This window comes from Streptomyces globisporus (assembly GCF_003501885.1).
Taxonomy (GTDB): Bacteria; Actinomycetota; Actinomycetes; order Streptomycetales; family Streptomycetaceae; genus Streptomyces; species Streptomyces globisporus_D.
Genome location: NZ_QWFA01000203.1, coordinates 1 through 15,745 on the forward strand (window position 1 = coordinate 1; position 15,745 = coordinate 15,745).

The 15,745-nt window shown below is 70.0% G+C and carries 19 protein-coding genes; 3 read left to right on the forward strand and 16 right to left on the reverse strand.

Annotated features, from left to right (window positions below; all coding sequences use genetic code 11):
* The 5 genes from D3105_RS28440 to D3105_RS28460 all read right to left on the reverse strand — a co-directional run.
* A partial coding sequence (locus tag D3105_RS28440) for a mobile element transfer protein (RefSeq protein WP_118903477.1) occupies positions 1-125 on the reverse strand: 125 nt, incomplete at its 3' end.
* 20 nt (positions 126-145) lie between these two features.
* Complete coding sequence (locus D3105_RS28445; protein ID WP_118905835.1) at positions 146-823, reverse strand: DUF2637 domain-containing protein; 678 nt, start codon at positions 821-823, stop codon at positions 146-148.
* An 81-nt stretch (positions 824-904) separates the two neighbouring features.
* Positions 905-1,102: a hypothetical protein gene (locus D3105_RS28450; protein ID WP_118905836.1), complete on the reverse strand. Its 198-nt coding sequence runs from the start codon at positions 1,100-1,102 to the stop codon at positions 905-907.
* An 87-nt stretch (positions 1,103-1,189) separates the two neighbouring features.
* Entirely contained in the window at positions 1,190-2,539 is a 1,350-nt protein-coding gene (locus D3105_RS28455) for an FtsK/SpoIIIE domain-containing protein (RefSeq protein WP_118905837.1), read from the reverse strand.
* Between the two features lie 2 nt (positions 2,540-2,541).
* Positions 2,542-2,874 carry a hypothetical protein gene (locus D3105_RS28460; RefSeq protein ID WP_032760241.1) on the reverse strand — a complete coding sequence of 111 codons (333 nt, stop codon included), beginning with the start codon at positions 2,872-2,874 and terminating at the stop codon, positions 2,542-2,544.
* A gap of 141 nt (positions 2,875-3,015) precedes the next feature.
* Between D3105_RS28460 and D3105_RS28465 the strand changes: the two genes are divergently transcribed.
* Together D3105_RS28465 and D3105_RS28470 are read left to right on the forward strand one after the other, a co-directional pair.
* On the forward strand, positions 3,016-3,789 hold the full coding sequence (locus D3105_RS28465) for a GntR family transcriptional regulator (RefSeq protein WP_073879611.1): 774 nt from the start codon (positions 3,016-3,018) through the stop codon (positions 3,787-3,789).
* 22 nt (positions 3,790-3,811) lie between these two features.
* Positions 3,812-4,321: a GNAT family N-acetyltransferase gene (locus tag D3105_RS28470; protein ID WP_206272929.1), complete on the forward strand. Its 510-nt coding sequence runs from the start codon at positions 3,812-3,814 to the stop codon at positions 4,319-4,321.
* A 241-nt stretch (positions 4,322-4,562) separates the two neighbouring features.
* Here the strand turns inward: D3105_RS28470 and D3105_RS34360 are convergent, their stop codons facing one another.
* Both D3105_RS34360 and D3105_RS28475 read right to left on the reverse strand, forming a co-directional pair.
* On the reverse strand, positions 4,563-5,342 hold the full coding sequence (locus tag D3105_RS34360) for a hypothetical protein (RefSeq protein WP_123947591.1): 780 nt from the start codon (positions 5,340-5,342) through the stop codon (positions 4,563-4,565).
* Positions 5,339-5,653, reverse strand: coding sequence for a PadR family transcriptional regulator (locus D3105_RS28475; protein WP_118905838.1), 315 nt, complete (start codon positions 5,651-5,653; stop codon positions 5,339-5,341). Before D3105_RS28475 ends, D3105_RS34360 begins: the two co-directional genes overlap by 4 nt.
* Before the next feature lie 321 nt (positions 5,654-5,974).
* Here D3105_RS28475 and D3105_RS28480 point away from each other — a divergent pair, with 321 nt between their 5' ends.
* Entirely contained in the window at positions 5,975-6,391 is a 417-nt protein-coding gene (locus D3105_RS28480; protein WP_118905839.1) for a winged helix-turn-helix transcriptional regulator, read from the forward strand.
* On the opposite strand, the gene mutM is transcribed toward D3105_RS28480, so the two are convergent.
* From mutM to D3105_RS28525, 9 genes are all read right to left on the reverse strand, one after another.
* Positions 6,364-7,224, reverse strand: coding sequence for a bifunctional DNA-formamidopyrimidine glycosylase/DNA-(apurinic or apyrimidinic site) lyase (gene mutM / locus D3105_RS28485; protein ID WP_118905840.1), 861 nt, complete (start codon positions 7,222-7,224; stop codon positions 6,364-6,366). The genes D3105_RS28480 and mutM overlap by 28 nt on opposite strands.
* Before the next feature lie 144 nt (positions 7,225-7,368).
* Positions 7,369-8,193: a ribonuclease III gene (gene rnc, locus D3105_RS28490; protein WP_118905841.1), complete on the reverse strand. Its 825-nt coding sequence runs from the start codon at positions 8,191-8,193 to the stop codon at positions 7,369-7,371.
* Positions 8,194-8,212: 19 nt separating this feature from the next.
* Positions 8,213-8,386, reverse strand: a complete 174-nt coding sequence (gene rpmF, locus D3105_RS28495) for a 50S ribosomal protein L32 (protein ID WP_003965982.1) — start codon at positions 8,384-8,386, stop codon at positions 8,213-8,215.
* Positions 8,387-8,388: 2 nt separating this feature from the next.
* On the reverse strand, positions 8,389-9,060 hold the full coding sequence (locus tag D3105_RS28500; protein ID WP_118905842.1) for a YceD family protein: 672 nt from the start codon (positions 9,058-9,060) through the stop codon (positions 8,389-8,391).
* Positions 9,061-9,220: 160 nt separating this feature from the next.
* Positions 9,221-10,342, reverse strand: coding sequence for an ATP synthase F0 subunit B (locus D3105_RS28505; RefSeq protein ID WP_118905843.1), 1,122 nt, complete (start codon positions 10,340-10,342; stop codon positions 9,221-9,223).
* A 116-nt stretch (positions 10,343-10,458) separates the two neighbouring features.
* Complete coding sequence (coaD, locus tag D3105_RS28510; protein WP_007448181.1) at positions 10,459-10,938, reverse strand: pantetheine-phosphate adenylyltransferase; 480 nt, start codon at positions 10,936-10,938, stop codon at positions 10,459-10,461.
* Positions 10,939-10,964: 26 nt separating this feature from the next.
* Entirely contained in the window at positions 10,965-11,549 is a 585-nt protein-coding gene (rsmD, locus tag D3105_RS28515; protein WP_118905844.1) for a 16S rRNA (guanine(966)-N(2))-methyltransferase RsmD, read from the reverse strand.
* Between the two features lie 109 nt (positions 11,550-11,658).
* Positions 11,659-13,866 (reverse strand): ATP-dependent DNA helicase RecG, encoded by a 2,208-nt coding sequence (recG, locus tag D3105_RS28520; RefSeq protein WP_206272931.1) that lies wholly within the window; start codon positions 13,864-13,866, stop codon positions 11,659-11,661.
* 49 nt (positions 13,867-13,915) lie between these two features.
* Complete coding sequence (locus D3105_RS28525; RefSeq protein WP_118905846.1) at positions 13,916-15,655, reverse strand: DAK2 domain-containing protein; 1,740 nt, start codon at positions 15,653-15,655, stop codon at positions 13,916-13,918.
* Positions 15,656-15,745: the final 90 nt, after the last annotated feature.

Here is a 15,745-nt window from a genome sequence, read left to right on the forward strand (position 1 = left end):
GAGAAGTTGCAGCCGGGGGCGGTGCAGGCGGCGGTGTGCTTGGTACGGCCGCGGCCGTCGTGGTGGGTGCCGACCTGAACGGGGCCGACGCGGAGCACGTTCGTGAAGCGGTTCGGGCGCGCCATGGCATGAACCTCCTTATGGATTAGGCGAGTTGGGCGGTGATGGCGTCGGCGAGGGGTGCGGGGACGCCGAGGCGGGCGCGCAGGGTGGCGGAGTCGATCCGGCTGCCGGTGGTGGCCTGGTGGGTGTCGGCGAGCTTCCGGGCGTGATCCAGAAGGGCCGGAGGAACGGCCGCGGCCGGAGCGGAAACCGGAGACGCGGCGGCTTCCTCAGAAGCAGGCGCGGGCGGCAGCTCGGGAGCCGGTTCGGGAGCGCGCTCCACCGTCACGTCCGGGACCGGTTCGGGCTCGGAAGGGGCGGGCAGCGGTGCCGCGGTGACGGGCTCGGGCTCGGTGGGCGCGGTGGTGGGGCTGTGGACGAGGAGGGTGCCGCCGAGGAAGGCGAGGGCGGGCCATCCGGCGACGAGGATGCGCAGCCAGGCGGGAACGTCGTTGAGGTTGAGGAGTCCGGCGGTGGCGACGTTCGCGCCGAGCGATGCGGCGAGGGCGATGATGAACCAGGCCCAGGCGGCGCGGTTGTCCGAGGTGGTGCGCATGCGTCGCCAGGCAGCGACAAGGAGCAGGTCGACGCTGACGGGGTAGGCCCAGGCTTTCCAGCCGTCTTGTCCGGCGGCTGCGGCCAGGTCGTGCAGGTGGGCGAAGGACAGGGCACCGGCGATGACGGCCTGGATGAGTACGGCGTCGATTCGGATGCGGGACACGGGTTCACCTCCTTTCGAAGGGGCGGGGGCCGGGGCCGGGCGGGACACGAGAGTTCACCGCCTGGCACCGCGGCGGAGGGGTCAGGCGTCGGGGTCGGTGCCGGACCCCAGGCAGTTAAGGCAGAGCCCGTCCTGCTGGCCGACCGGGCGGCGCTTGCGACCGACCCGCACCGTGATCGCGACGTTTCCGGTCCCGCCGCACGGCTGGCACGGCGCCGGTTCGACCGGGACGGGGGCGGGGTTCTTCGGGGTCTTGGTGGTGGTCCGTTGGGTGGCCATGGCGGTGGTTCCTTCCGGTTCCGGGCATGGGCGGGGTAGGGACCTGGCGCGAGACAGTCACGCCAACCGGTGTTGCAGGGTGGGGAGTTAGCTGGTCGCCGGGCGGGGCTTGAGGAGCGGGGAGCCCGGAGCCGGGGCGGCGGAAACGGCCGGCCGGAACGGAGCCAGAGCGGCAAGATGCGGGGTGAGGTGCGCGTACTCCCGGCAGACCGCGACCGCTTCGGCCGGAGTCATGGCGGGGGTGCGGATGCGGGACCAGCCCCCGGAGGAGTCGCCAGCCACAGCGACACCGGGACGGTCCGGGGGAATGGTGGTCGCGGCGAAGACCGCTTCGGGGGCGATGTCCCCGAGAGCCATCTCGGCGGTCTGTTTGTCGTTGACCCGGTGCACTACACGGCCCGTGAGCTGGGCACGCAGGGCGGTTGCGCCTTTACCGAGGTCGGAGCCGAAGCGCTGCCCGCACACCTCCAGGAAGATCCCCACCGCACGGGCCATCTGCGCGAGCCGGATCATCCGCATCACCATCCGGTCCCGGCGTTCCTCATCCTTCTTCGCGGCGACGAGGAACAGTTCCGCGACCTCATCGACCAGGATGACCAACGGCACCGGGCGCACCGCGGCAGGCAGACCCCAGATGTCCGAGACGCCGTGGTTGCTGAGGAGGTCGAAGCGCTCTTCCATCTCCCCCACGAGGGCTTCCAGCAGCCCGTCCGCCTCGTCCGGAGTGACCGCCAGGGCGGAGAGGCGGGGTGCATAGCCGCGCTGTTCGACACCCCGCTTGCAGTCGATCCCGACCAGGCCGACGGGGAGCTTGGCCAGACCGGAGATGAGGTTGCGCTGATACATCGACTTGCCCGACTGGTTCGCACCGACCGTCAGGGCGTGCGGGACCTTCTGGTAGTCCCGGACGAACGCCGTGCCGTCCTCCCGCAGGGCCACCGGCACGACCAGCGGACCGGCGGTGACGTTGCGGGGCAGGCGGCGGGGCATCTTCACGCGGCGCAGCACGTCGTAGCCGGTCATTCGCAGTTCCACGAACCCGGGCTTGACCTCGACCACGTGGACGGAGTGGACGCCCCAGGCGTGGCGGAGCCGTTCGGAGGCGGCGGACACGTCGGCAGGCTCCAGACCGGCCGGGAGGCGAAGCGTCGCCCGCATCCCGGTCGAGGAGTAGCGGACCCGGCGGACCTGCGGGGGAACAGGCTGGACTTCCTGGCGGGCCACGTTGCGGACCATGAACGCCCGCAGGCGGGACGGCTGGACCGTCAGCCCGCACACATCCATCGTCGCCCGGTACGTCACCGAGAAGCGGACCCGGGCGACCGGGGCACCGACCAGCGACCAGAACACCCGAGGCGAGCGCGCCTTGGCGTAGCCGAGGCCACCGGCGGCCGATAAGGCCCCCGCAACCTCGATCACCGTGGACAGGTCCGACATGATCAGGCCCCCAGCGGGGTCACAGCGACCGCGCGGAAGCTGATCCCGTGCCGGGTCTGGCCGTTGAACGTGTTCTCCCAGTCCCGGGCCTTGAGGCCGATCACCGTGACCGGGGTACCGGGGGCCAGGTTCTCCGGGACACCCGTGTTCGGCACGGTCACCTGGTAGAGATTGCCCTCCCCCTCGTCCGCGACCAGCAGACCCACCGTCGCGAGCGGGGCACCGGTCTCCCGGTCGATCGCGATCTCACCGGTCTGCTTGCTCACGAGCTTCGGAGTCGGAGGCGTCGCCACGAACACAACAGCGGTCGAAACATCGATCTTGAAGGACGGCATGAGCGTCTCCCTCATCGCGTGGGGCAGCACGAGAAGCGCCAGCCCCAACTGGCTTGAGCCACTTACTGGCTTAAGCCAGTTGAGCACGTCACGGGAAGCGTCGTCAAGCTTCTGGCTTGAGCCAGTTGGTACGCTGTCGACATGAACCCGTCCGAGCCCCCTACTCAGCAGCCAGCAAGCAGACGCATCGCGGAGGAGCTTCGCCGACGGATCCGCGACGGAGAGATCCCGGCCGGGGAGAAGTTGCCCTCGGAGCGCGCATTGGCCGAGGAGTTCGGGGCCGCCCGCAACACGGCGCGCGAGGCTGTGCGACTGCTTGCGGAGCAAGGTCTCGTGACTGCCAAGCACGGGCGGGGGGTGTTCGTCCGTGAGCCGCAGAAGTTGTTCAGGTTCGGGAGCGATCGGTACTCGATCAAGAACCGGGAGACTGGGCTGACCCCATTCCGACTAGAGGCGCAGCGTCAAGGCAAGGTGCCCAGGATCGACGTGCTGTACATCGAGCGCGAGACCCCGCCGCTCGACGTGGCGGAGCGCCTCGGTGTGCCCTCGGGCGAACAGAGCGTCGTGCACCGGGAGAACCACTACTTCGCCGACGACGAACCCGTTCAGATCGTCTCGACGTACCTCCGGTGGGACGAGGCGCAAGGCACCCTGCTCATGCAGCCGAAAACCGGCAAGGACGGAATCTATGGGCGGCTTGAGGACCTAGGGCACGTCATGACGCGGGTCCGTGACGAGATCAGCGCGCGGATGCCAACGCCAGAGGAAGCCCGGTTCCTCCAATTGCTGCCAGGCGTGCCGGTTCTGGAGGTGCTCCACACCAGCCTTGATCAGGACTTGCAGCCGTTCGAGGTGTCTAGGTACGTACACCGAGCCGACCAAACAGGACTGCTCTACGAACTGCCGGTTGAGTAGACCGCAATGGAGGGGGAAACGCATGTCAACGGCCACAGTTCGCCCGCGTGAGGCACGTGACCTTGCGGAGGCGGCAACCGTTCTCACCGCCGTACACGAATCCGACGGATACCCAGTCGAAGGGGTGAAGGACCCTGAAGCCTGGCTATCTCCAGAAGGACTTCTGGCGGCATGGGTCGCGGAACTCGATGGACATGTGGTGGGGCATATCGCCATCAACAGCCCGCAGCCGGGAGAAGAGGTGGCCCGACTCTGGAGGGAAGAGAGCGGTGACGACAACTCCCACATCGGGGTCCTAGCCCGACTCTTCGTGGCGCGTGAAGCGCGTAAGGCGTCCGCCGGTAAACGCCTCATGGAAGCCGCTACGGCCTACGCCCGAGAGAGGCACCTGCGCTTGGTGCTGGAGGTCTTGACGAAGGACGCAGCCGCGATCCGCCTCTATGAGCGCCTTGGCTGGCAACGCATCGGGGAGGCCGTCCACACCTTCGGCGGCAAGCAGGTCGACGCCGTTTGCTTCGTGGCACCCGCCTGACGACGAGAGCTGTTACAGGTTTCTCTACCTCATCAAGGCACCCGGCTGCGCTCCGCTCCGCCGGGCGCGCTTCCCGGCTCTGGCTGCGCCCGCNGCGGCCCAGGGCGTCAAGGTCGTTCGTACAGTGGCGCGCTCCACCTTGACGCCCTGAACCACGACCGCTCCACGGAGTGTGGGTCGAAGGCGGACGGGATGGGAGCTAAAGCAGGTCGCGGGTAAAGCTTCGAGTGTAGCTACCGCCTTACTTACCATCTCCAGGTTCGCGCGCTGATTCCGCCAGCTCAATTCCGCGCAGGCGACGAAGCCACCGTGTCAAAACGTAAAGACCAGCCCCGGCAATGCCGCACGGTTCCCATACATCGGTCACCAATGCGGAGAGACCGCCATCTCCAACAATGTAGACAGCCTGCGCACCTACGACAGCAGTGATAGTCGCGTTTGTGCGCGATGCGCTGCGCAGCGTCCAATCAACAGGCCGCCACGCCGGTCGGACAGCGTCACTGGAGCGCATGCGCAGAGCTGCACACAGGAAGCCCATCGCAAGCAGGAGTTTCTGCCGAGACGAGAGGACAACGCCCTCTTCCGGAGAGCCAGCAAGGTGAGCAGCCCACTCATGCTGCAAGTGGGCGCGATGAGGCCCCGATAGCCAGGCCGCCAGGCTGGTCACGCGCCGTGCCGCCGGACCTGCCTGGTTGGCCATCCGCTGAACCGCCCAGTGACGCATCGCTACGTCAATCCCGACCTGACTCACAAGGTCGCGGTCGCCCTGCACAAGGCGTTCCATGACGTAGCAGTTGGGAGCGGCTTTCCGCACTAGGGCCCACAACTCTTCCGATACGCGCACCTCTTCAATACGCACAAAGGTTCGACCGGTGCGGATGTGATGGACATCGGGCCGCTTACGTCCGGAGATGTAGCTCGTAATGCTATGCCCCAGCTTCTGCTGGTCGACCACAGCCAAAGTGTTCATCTGCTTGACGCAGCCGTCCGAGAACTCAAGCTTCCTGGGAAGGGTACTCACGCCGCACCGCCCGAAAGGCCAAGTCCGAACCGGCGCACCTTGCGCGCCTCCAGCGCCGATACGGCGTACTGACGTCCAGTGCCCGTCAGTTCATAGAACCGCCGCGCCGGCCGACCGGGGTGCGGCCCCGTCTCATCGAAGCTCGTCACCCAACCACGCTCTGCAAGCCGGTCAAGAATCGGATAGACGGTGCCAGGACCAAGGTCGGCATCCCGGCAAATACTGAGGCCCCATGCAGGAGCTTCACTCGGAGCCGAAAGCAAAGTCTGTAGGACCGCAATCGTCGGTTTAGTGAGCCGAATGTTCACCATGCGCCCATTAGAGCATGTATCGAGTACGAGAGACAAGCGTATATCGAGAACGATCCAAGAGGGAGCGCCCTGCAGTGCGCGTTGAGGGGATCAAACAGCCACCCGCTCGGGCCGCCTCTGGGCCGTGCGAGGGTGCTCAACGACGACCAACGCTGACAACCACCCACTACGAAGTCGCAGTTCAGGGCGTCAGCCGACTACACAACCGCAGGCCAGAAGCGCGGCCCGTCTCTTCTTCGGCTTCTGACCGACCCGACCGGTCTTCTTACTCCCGTACAGCGCTCCCTCGGGGTGAGCGCTGTACGGGAGTAAGCTTTGGGTATGGCCAGCGATACGGATACGGGCAGCACGGGTACGGACGGCTTCGACAACCTCGCGTTCGACGTCTTCTCGCGCGCGTGCCCCTCACGCTCGACGCTGGAGCACGTCACCGGGCGCTGGGGCGGTCTGACGATCGGCGCCCTGCACGAGGAGAGCCTCCGGTTCAACGAGCTGCGCCGCCGGGTCGACGGGGTCAGCGAGAAGATGCTCTCCCAGACCCTGCACGCCCTGGAGCGGGACGGACTCGTCCTGCGGGAGGCCCAGCCGGTGAACCCGCCCCGGGTGGACTACGAGCTCACCCCGTTCGGCCGCGAGGTCGCCGAGAAGCTCCTCGGTCTCATCCACTGTGTCGAGGGGCGGATGGACGAGGTCCTGGCCTCCCGGGCGCGTTACGACGAGGCGCGCGGCGGCCGCTGACAACGCGGGCAGTAGTAGCTGGAGCGGTTCATCCAGGCGCGGCGGCGCATCGGGGTAGCGCACCGGTTGCAGGGCTCGCCCTCCCGGCCGTACGCGTCGAGCGACCGGTCGAAGTAGCCGGACTCGCCGTTCACGTTGACGTACAGGCTGTCGAAGCTGGTGCCGCCCTGGGCGAGGGCCGCGTTCATGACGTCGCGGGCGTGGCCGAGCAGTTCGGCGGACTTGGGGCGGGTCAGGGTCGCGGTCGGCCGGTCGTAGTGCAGCTTGGCCCGCCAGAGCGCCTCGTCGGCGTAGATGTTGCCGACGCCGCTGATCAGCGACTGGTCGAGCAGGGCGCGCTTGACGGTGGTGCGGCGCAGCCGCAGCGCGGTGTGGAACGCGGCGTCGTCGAAGAGCGGGTCGAGCGGGTCCCGGGCGATGTGCGCGATGGTGTCGGGCAGTCCCTCGGGGGTGTTGCCGTGCAGCGAGAGCCCGCCGAAGGTGCGCTGGTCGACGAAGCGCAGTTCGGTGCCGAGCGCGTCGTCGAACCGCATCCGGATCCGCAGGTGCTTCTCGTCGGGCGCGTCCGCGGGCTGCACCAGCAGCTGGCCGCTCATCCCCAGGTGGCCGAGCAGCGAGGCGGACGCCTCCTCGATCGGCACCCAGAGGTACTTGCCGCGCCGCATCGCCGGACCGAAGCGGACCCCGCGGAGCCGGGCGGCGAAGTCGACGCCGCCCGCGAGGTGCCGGCGGACCGAGCGCGGGTGCAGGACCTCGACCTCGGTGACGGTGCGGCCGCTGACCCAGCGCTCAAGTCCCCTGCGGACGACTTCGACCTCGGGCAGCTCGGGCACGGTGCACCACTCCAGACACATCGACGGTAGTACGGGGCGGGCGGAGACGCGAGGACCGCAAAGACTCCGGTGACCGCGTGAACCGCGCCCCTGGACAGGGAAAACCCCCCGGTGCGCAAGGCACCGAGGGGTTCTCGTACAGCTTCAGGCCGGAGCGGCGTCCGTGTTCGGCGACGGTTCGGCAGGGGTGTCGGCGGCCCCTCCGTCGGCCGCGGACTTCTCCGCGGCCTGCCGTGCCTCTGCGGCGGCGCTGATCTCGCGCCAGGCGGACTCGGCCGCCTGCTGCTCCGCTTCCTTCTTGCTACGGCCGGTGCCGGTGCCGTACGAGACACCACCGACGCGAGCGGCAGCAGTGAAGGTCTTCTCGTGATCCGGGCCGGTCTCCGTGACGAGGTACTCGGGGACTCCGAGGCTCTCGCTCGCGGTGAGTTCCTGGAGGCTGGTCTTCCAGTCCAGGCCGGCGCCGAGGTTCGAGGACCTGTCGATCAGCGGGTCGAAGAGCCGGTGGACCAGCTCCGAGGCCGCGCTGAGGCCCTGGTCGAGATAGACCGCGCCGATCACTGCTTCCAGTGTGTCGGCGAGGATGGAAGCCTTGTCCCGGCCCCCCGTGCCCTCTTCACCGCGGCCGAGCCGGATGAACGAGCCGAGTTCGAGGCCGCGGCCCACTTCCGCCAGCGCACGCGAGTTGACCACCGCGGCCCGCAACTTGGCCAGCTGGCCTTCGGGCAGGTCGGGGTGGGTGCGGTACAGCGTGTCCGTGACCACCAGGCCGAGCACCGAATCCCCGAGGAATTCGAGCCGCTCGTTGGTGGGCAGGCCGCCGTTCTCGTACGCGTAGGAACGGTGGGTCAGCGCACGCACCAGAAGGGCGGACTCGAGGTGATACCCGAGCCGCCCTTCCAGAAGCGTGTGGGACGAGGCTGTGTTGACGTTGTCTGCCTGCTTCTTGGCGCTGGACAACTCAGACATCGGGCCTCTCACCAGCCGCTCAGACCTCGAGGACCTGGCGCTTGTTGTAGGTGCCGCAGCTCGGGCACGCAATGTGCTGGAGCTTGGGCTCCTGGCAACGCTCGCACGAAACCAGGGTGGGGACCGCAGCCTTCCACTGCGACCGGCGGTGGCGCGTGTTGCTGCGCGACATCTTCCGCTTCGGAACAGCCACGGCTACTTCTCCTGCTTCTCGTCGACGCCCGGTTCGGCGCCGCCCATGTTGTCCTTCTCGCCGTCCTGAACGGTCTCGGCGAGTCCTTGCAGTGCCGCCCAACGGATGTCGACGGCGTCGTGGTGGTGGCCCGGATTCTCGTCCAGCCTGATTCCGCATTCGGAACACAGACCGGCGCAGTCCTCCGAGCACACCGGCTGCATGGGCAGTGCGAGCACTACCGCGTCACGCAGCATGGGTTCGAGGTCGAACAAGCCGTCCTCGAGAAAGAACCTGTCCTCGTCGTCCTCGGCGTCGTCGGCCGGTTCCGCCGCACTGCTGCGGCCCCGGTCATCGGCGTCAGGGTACGAGAACATTTCCTGGAAGTCCGCGTCGACCTCTACGGTCAGCGGCTCCAGACACCTTACGCACTCCCCCTCGGCGGTCGCACCGGCGGTGCCTGTGACAAGCACCCCTTCCATGACCGATTCGAGGCGGAGGTCCAGCTCCACGGGCGCGCCTTCCGGCACGCCGATGACGCCGTCGATGCCCAGGACCGGTGAACCGGGTGCTTCCACCGAGCGGGACAGCCGCTTCATGGCACCGGGACGCCGACCCAGCTCGTGCGTATCGAACACGAGAGGGTTGCGGTGGTCGAGGTGGCCGTTCAGGGCTTTTCCTGCTTTCGAAATCATGGGTGTCGTACTGCGAAGGAGGGGGCCGTCTACGGTCCGGAGTCAAATGGTCCCGATTCGTAGACGAAACGGGCAGCCGGAATCGCGGACCTATGTGCGACCGAGGATTCAGGATACTGGACGGACCGCTCAGCACCCAATCGGGGCAGCCCCGCCGGGGTCAGCGACCCTGTTCGTACCGGCGCAGCTGCTCCAGGTCGATCATGCTGGTGTCGAAGAGGCTGGTCTCGTCCAGCGCGCCGCCGCCCTGCTGGTCGGGCGCCTGACCCTGTCCCTGCCCGTGCTGCTGGGTCTGCTGCTGCCAGCCGTAGTCGGGCCGGCCGGTGGGCTGGGGCGGGTAGCCGTTGGGGTCGTAGCCGCCCTGCTGCTGGTACGCCGCGTACGGGTCGGGCTGCTGCTGGTAGCCGTACGCGTCCTGGACACCCTGCTGGAGCGGCTGCTCCTGATAGCCGTACGCCGCCTGCGCGTAGCTCGGCTCGGCCGTCGGCTGCGCCGGGTAGGCGGGCTGCTGGGGCGCCTGCTGCGGTGCCTGCCGGGGTTCGGGGGTGGCCATCTCGGCGAGACCGGCCAGATAGTCGGCGTCGCTGGTGTGGCCCTGGCCGCCCGCGGCGTCCTGGGCGGCGATGTGCGCGCCGAGGTCGTCGGTGGCGACCCGGCCGTGCAGCTTCTGCCGACCGCGGCCGACGGCCTCCAGGGTCTTGGCGAGGACGGCCTCGAAGGCGCCGAACTTGGCGTCCACGTACGCGTCGGCCCGCTGCTTCAGCGTCTCCGGGTCGGCGCTGCGCTCGGGGGCCTCGGTGAAGTCGGGGTCCTCGTAACCCTGCTCGTCCAGGCCCTGCCCCCGGCCGAGGAGCTTCTCGCGGCCCCGGTCCACCGAGCCGATGGTCTTGGTGAGGACGACCTCGAAGTTGGCGAGCTTGCTGTCGACGTAGTCGTCGGCCTCGGCCCGGACCTCCTCGGCCTCGCGGCGGGCCTCGGACAGGATCCGGTCGGCCTCGCTCTGCGACTGCCGGGCGATCTCGGTCTCGGAGATCAGCGAGGCGCGCTGGGCGTGGGCCGACTCGATGATCCGCTCGGCCTCCTGGCGGGCCTGCTCGGCGAACTGCTCCTGGCCGCCGATCAGCTCCTGGGCCTGGGCGAGGGAGCCGGGCAGGGCCTGGCGCACCTCTTCGAGCATGGCGAGCAGCTCGGCGCGGTTGACCACGCACGAGGCCGACATGGGCATGGATCGGGCGCTCCCGACCGCTTCGACGATCTCGTCGAGCTTCTTCTGCACGTCCACCGTGTGCTCGCCACTCTCTGCTGCTCTGTTGAAGCTGCTGCTCCGTTGGAGACGGACGGGACGACTGTAAGGCCAGTCGGCCACCGCCCGACACCTGGTGACGGCCCGTCAGTACGTCAGCGTTCACCGAGCCGCTTCACGAGCGCCTCGTGGACGGTCGGCGGCAGCAGGTGGGAGACGTCGCCGCCCCAGGTCGCCACCTCCTTGACCAGCGACGACGACAGGAAGCTGTACGTCGGGTTGGTCGGCACGAAGAGCGTCTCGACGCCGGAGAGGCCGTTGTTCATCTGGGCCATCTGCAGCTCGTAGTCGAAGTCGCTGACGGCCCGCAGGCCCTTCACGATCGCCGGGATCTCCCGCTGCTTGCAGAAGTCGACCAGCAGGCCGTGGAAGGACTCCACCTCGACGTTGCCGAAGTCGGCGGTGACCTCGCGGATCAGCTCGATCCGCTCGTCGACGGTGAACAGCCCCTTCTTGGACTGGTTGATCATCACCGCCACGTGCACCACGTCGTACAGCTTCGAGGCTCGGCCAATGATGTCGAGATGTCCGTTGGTGATGGGGTCGAACGACCCCGGACAGACGGCGCGGCGCACAGTGATTCCCTCGCTCTCCGGTCCGGTCATCGTGCGTCTTCGCACGTAGCGGCGGCGCGACCGTACCAAAGCGTTCCCTCGCCGTAGCGACGGGACCGCAGTGGCTCGAATCCGGCGGGCCAGCCGAATTCTCCGCCCCGGGTGCTGCGTTCCACGGTGACGAGCACATCGTCGGCGAGCCACCCCTGAGCACGGAGTGTGAGCAGGATCTCGCGAAGATCGTCGTCGGTCACGGCGTACGGCGGATCGAGGAAGACGATGTCGTACGGGTCGGCGGGTGCCGGTCCTGTCACGATCTGTTCGGCTTTGCCGGTACGGACCTCGGCGCCCGGGAGGCCGAGGGTGCGGACGTTGTCGCGGACCGTGCGGACGGCCTTCGGGTCGGCCTCCACGAGCAGGGCGTGGACCGCGCCGCGGGAGAGCGCTTCGAGGCCGACGGCGCCGGATCCGGCGTACAGGTCGGCGACCCGGGTCCCCTCCAGGGTGCCGAGGAGCGCCTGCCAGGTGGAGAAGAGGCCCTCGCGCGCACGGTCGGAGGTGGGGCGGGTGCCGGTGCCGGGCGGGACGGCCAGGCGGCGTCCGCCGGCCGAGCCGGCGATCACGCGGGTCATGGGTGTCGGGTCCTCGGGGTCGGGGGCATCCATCGGGCGCGTGCGTACGGGCACGGGCCGTGCGTCCACGATATGGCGTACGGCCCGCACCAGCAGGACGGCCCCGGGCTCACCCCTTGTCGAGATACTCCTCGCGGTCCTTGTCCAGGAGGGCGGCCAGCACCGTGCGCAGCTCCGGCAGGTGCTCCAGCTCCGGGTCGGCGGCGACGATCGCCACGGCCTCCTCTCGGGCGGCGGCGATGACCTCCTCGTCGTCGATGACGGTGAGCATCCGGAGCGAGGAGCGCACCCCGGACTGGGCCTGGCCCAGCACATCGCCCTCGCGGCGCTGCTCCAGGTCGATACGGGAGAGCTCGAAGCCGTCGAGGGTGGCGGCGACGGCGGAGAGGCGGGCGCGGGCGGGGCTCGCCTCGTGGGCCTCGCTGACCAGCAGGCAGAGCCCGGGGGCGGAGCCACGGCCGACGCGGCCGCGCAGCTGGTGGAGCTGGGAGACGCCGAAGCGGTCGGCGTCCATGATCACCATGGCGGTGGCGTTGGGGACGTTGACCCCGACCTCGATGACGGTGGTGGCGACCAGGACGTCGACGTCCCCGGCGGCGAACCGGCGCATGACGTCGTCCTTCTCGTCGGGGTGCATCCGGCCGTGCAGCACCTCGACGGTCAGCCCGGCCAGCGCGCCCGTGCGCAGCTCGTCGGCGATCTCGAGGACGGCGAGCGGCGGGCGCTTGTCCGGATCCTCCTCGGCGGCCTTCTTCTTGGCCTTGCCCTTCTTCTCCTCCTCCGCGTCGTCGCCGATGCGGGGGCAGACCACATACGCCTGGTGGCCGTTCTCGACCTCCTCGCGGACGCGTTCCCAGGCTCGGGCGAGGAAGTGGGGCTTGTCCTTGGCGGGGACCACATGGCTGGCGATCGGGGAGCGGCCGGCCGGGAGCTGGTCCAGGACGGAGGTCTCCAGGTCGCCGAAGACCGTCATCGCGACCGTACGGGGGATGGGGGTGGCGGTCATGACGAGGAGGTGGGGCGGCTGCTTGCCCTTGGAGCGCAGGGCGTCGCGCTGTTCCACGCCGAAGCGGTGCTGTTCGTCCACGACGACCAGGCCCAGGTCGTGGAACTGGACCTTGTCCTCGATGAGGGCGTGGGTGCCGATGACGATCCCGGCCTCGCCGGTGACCAGGTCGAGCAGGGCCTGACGCCGGGCGGCCGTGCCCATCGAGCCGGTGAGCAGCACGACCTTGGTCCCCCGGTCCGAGCCGCCCAGCATGCCGCCCTCGGCCAGCTCGCCCATCATCTCGGTGATCGAGCGGTGGTGCTGCTGGGCGAGGACCTCGGTGGGGGCGAGCATCGCGGCCTGGCCGCCCGCGTCGACCACGGCGAGCATGGCGCGCAGGGCCACCATGGTCTTGCCACTGCCCACCTCGCCCTGGAGGAGGCGGTGCATCGGGTGCTCGGTGGCGAGGTCGTCGAAGATCTCCTTGCTGACCTTCTCCTGGCCCTCGGTGAGGGTGAACGGCAGCTTGGCGTCGAACGCGTCCAGCAGGCCGTCCGCGACGGGGCGGCGGGCGGCGGCGGGCAGCTGGGTGTCGGCGTACCGGCGGCGGGCCAGAGCGACCTGGAGGACGAACGCCTCGTCCCATTTGAGGCGGGCCTTGGCGTCCTCGATATCGGCCTTGGTCTGCGGGCGGTGCACCTTGAGCAAGGCCTCGGGCAGCGGGGTGAAGCCGCGCCCCTCGCGCAGGGCGGCGGGCAGCGGGTCCACCGCGTCCCGGGCGCTGGGCAGGACGGCGTCCACGGCCTTGGCGATCCGCCAGGAGTCGAGCTGCTTGCACGCGGGGTAGATCGGCAGCAGCCGTCCGGCGAAGGCGTCCACGGCCTCGGTGGCCTCGTCGGCGTCGGAGGCGTCGAGCAGTTGGTACGTGGGGTGGGCGAGCTGCATCTTGCGGTTGAAGACGGAGACCTTGCCCGCGAACATCGCCTGGCGGCCCGGGAGCAGCTCCTTGTGCGGCTTGTGGACGCCGTGGCCGAAGAAGACCAGCTGGAGGCGGCCGCTGCCGTCGGTGAGGGTGACCTCCAGGCGTTTGCCCCGGCCGTTGTTGAACATCAGGATCCGGGCGTCGGCGACCTGGGCGACGACCGTGACGTGCTCGTCCAGCGGGAGGTCGGCCAGCGCGGTCAGCTTGCCGCGCTCCTCGTACCGCCGCGGGTAGTGGTGCAGCAGATCACCGACCGTGTGCAGGTCGAGGTGTTCGGCCATCACCTTCGCGGTGGCTCCGCCGAGCAGCTTCTTCAGAGGTTCATCGAACGAGGACACGCGATCCATTGCACACCACGGCACTGACAGCTGTCCGCCGGGCGCGGCGGCGGGGCCGCTACTCGACGCCGATGAGCAGCGGTGCGCGCTGGTGGCCGCCCCGGTAGACCACCGTGTCCACGGCGAGGTGGCCCTCCCGTACGTGCTCCTCCAGTGCGTCGGCCAGCGCGTCGGGGACGTCCTCGCCGAGGACGAGGGTGACCAGTTCGCCGCCCGCCGCCAGCATCCGGTCGAGCACGGTGCGGGCGGTGCCCGGGACGTCGGCGCCGATCACGGCCACGTCGCCGTCGATCAGTCCGAGGATGTCCCCGGCCTGGCAGATGCCCGCCATGGTCCACGACTGGCGCTCGGCGACGGCCAGTTCGGCGTAGCGGGTGGCCCCGGCGGCCGCGGTCATGGCCACCACGTCCTCGTCGAAGCCGCGGTCGGGTTCGTGGACGGCGAGCGCGGCGATGCCCTGCACGGCGGCGCGGGTGGGGACGAGGGCGACCCGGACCCCCTCGGTCCTGGCCTGTTCGGCGGCGGCGGCCGCGGTGTGGCGCAGCGCCGCGTCGTTGGGCAGCAGGACCACCTCGCGGGCGTGGGCGCGGCGGATGGCGTCGACCAGTTCGCCGCTGGCGGGGGGTTCGCCGGGGCGCGCGATCACGGTGGTGGCGCCGGCCTCGGTGCAGAGCCCGGCCAAGCCGTCGCCGGGGACCACCACGACGACGGCGCGCTGGGCGGGTTCGGCCTGGACGCGGACGTCGTGGCCGCTCTCGGTGGCGAAGTGGGTGATCCGGATCCGGTAGGGCCGCCCGGCCTCGACGCCCGCTTCCACGGCCGCCCCGGCGTCGTCGACATGGACGTGGACGTGCCAGAGCCCGTCACCGCCAACGACGACCAGGGAGTCGCCGAGCGCGTCGAGCCGGGTGCGCAGCCGGGCCACCTGCTCGTCGCGGGCCTCCAGGAGGTAGATCACCTCGAACGCGGGCCCGGCGCCCCCGTCCTCGGGGCAGTCGAGCGGGAGCTCCCCCGGAGCGGCCACCGGAAGGCCTCCCTCCGTGACGCCCTCCACCGGTGTGCCGCCCACCGGCAGCCCCACCACGGACCCTCCGTCCACGATCACGGGCGCCTTCGCGGCGTTCCCGGAGGCGGTACGGGGTCCTCGTACGGGAGCCTGCCCGGTCACCGTCTCCACCAGCGCGCCCAGCACCGCCACCAGCCCCCGGCCCCCGGCGTCGACCACGCCGGCCCGGCCGAGGACGGCGAGCTGCTCGGGGGTGCGCGCGAGGGCGGCGCGCGCCCCCTCGTGGGCGGCGGTGACGACGGTGCGCAGGTCGGGGTCCTCGCCCCGGGCGGCCCGGGCGGCCCGGGCGGCCTCGGCGGCGACGGTGAGCACGGTGCCCTCGACGGGGTGGGCGACGGCCTGCCGGGCCGCGTCGGCGGCGCTCGTGAGAGCGAGGCGCAGATGGGCGGCGTCGCCGCCGTCGGCCAGGACCCCGGCCATGCCGCGCAGCAGCTGGGCCAGGATCGTGCCGGAGTTCCCGCGGGCGCCGATCAGGGCGCCGTGCGCCATGGCGCGTACGGCGTCGGCGGTGGCGGGTGCGGTGGTGCCGGTCTCATGGGCGGCGAAGACCGCTTCGACGGCGGCGGCCGCGGACTCGACGGTCAGATAGAGGTTGGTGCCGGTGTCCCCGTCGGCGATGGGATAGACGTTGATCGCGTCGATCTCCGCGCGCTCCCGGCCCAGGGCCTCCAGGGCCAGCGAGCACCACGTGCGTACCGCGACGGCGTCCAGGTCGTCGGGGAGCTGCGGCACCGATGGTCCTCCTTGAGCGGCCGTGGCAACGGGCTGCACCGCAGGTTAGCCCGCCTGCGGGGGTCCCGGCAGGGACAGGGGGCGGGAGGA

Bases quoted from the DNA above. Each gene is read 5' to 3' on its own strand.
- D3105_RS28450 (WP_118905836.1), bottom strand. From the start codon at position 1,102: ATGGCCACCCAACGGACCACCACCAAGACCCCGAAGAACCCCGCCCCC.
- D3105_RS28455 (WP_118905837.1), bottom strand. From the start codon at position 2,539: ATGTCGGACCTGTCCACGGTGATCGAGGTTGCGGGGGCCTTATCGGCC.
- D3105_RS28460 (WP_032760241.1), bottom strand. From the start codon at position 2,874: ATGCCGTCCTTCAAGATCGATGTTTCGACCGCTGTTGTGTTCGTGGCG.
- D3105_RS28465 (WP_073879611.1), top strand. From the start codon at position 3,016: ATGAACCCGTCCGAGCCCCCTACTCAGCAGCCAGCAAGCAGACGCATC.
- D3105_RS28470 (WP_206272929.1), top strand. From the start codon at position 3,812: ATGTCAACGGCCACAGTTCGCCCGCGTGAGGCACGTGACCTTGCGGAG.
- D3105_RS28475 (WP_118905838.1), bottom strand. From the start codon at position 5,653: ATGGTGAACATTCGGCTCACTAAACCGACGATTGCGGTCCTACAGACT.
- D3105_RS28480 (WP_118905839.1), top strand. From the start codon at position 5,975: ATGGCCAGCGATACGGATACGGGCAGCACGGGTACGGACGGCTTCGAC.
- rnc (WP_118905841.1), bottom strand. From the start codon at position 8,193: ATGTCTGAGTTGTCCAGCGCCAAGAAGCAGGCAGACAACGTCAACACA.
- D3105_RS28500 (WP_118905842.1), bottom strand. From the start codon at position 9,060: ATGATTTCGAAAGCAGGAAAAGCCCTGAACGGCCACCTCGACCACCGC.
- rsmD (WP_118905844.1), bottom strand. From the start codon at position 11,549: ATGACCCGCGTGATCGCCGGCTCGGCCGGCGGACGCCGCCTGGCCGTC.
- recG (WP_206272931.1), bottom strand. From the start codon at position 13,866: ATGGATCGCGTGTCCTCGTTCGATGAACCTCTGAAGAAGCTGCTCGGC.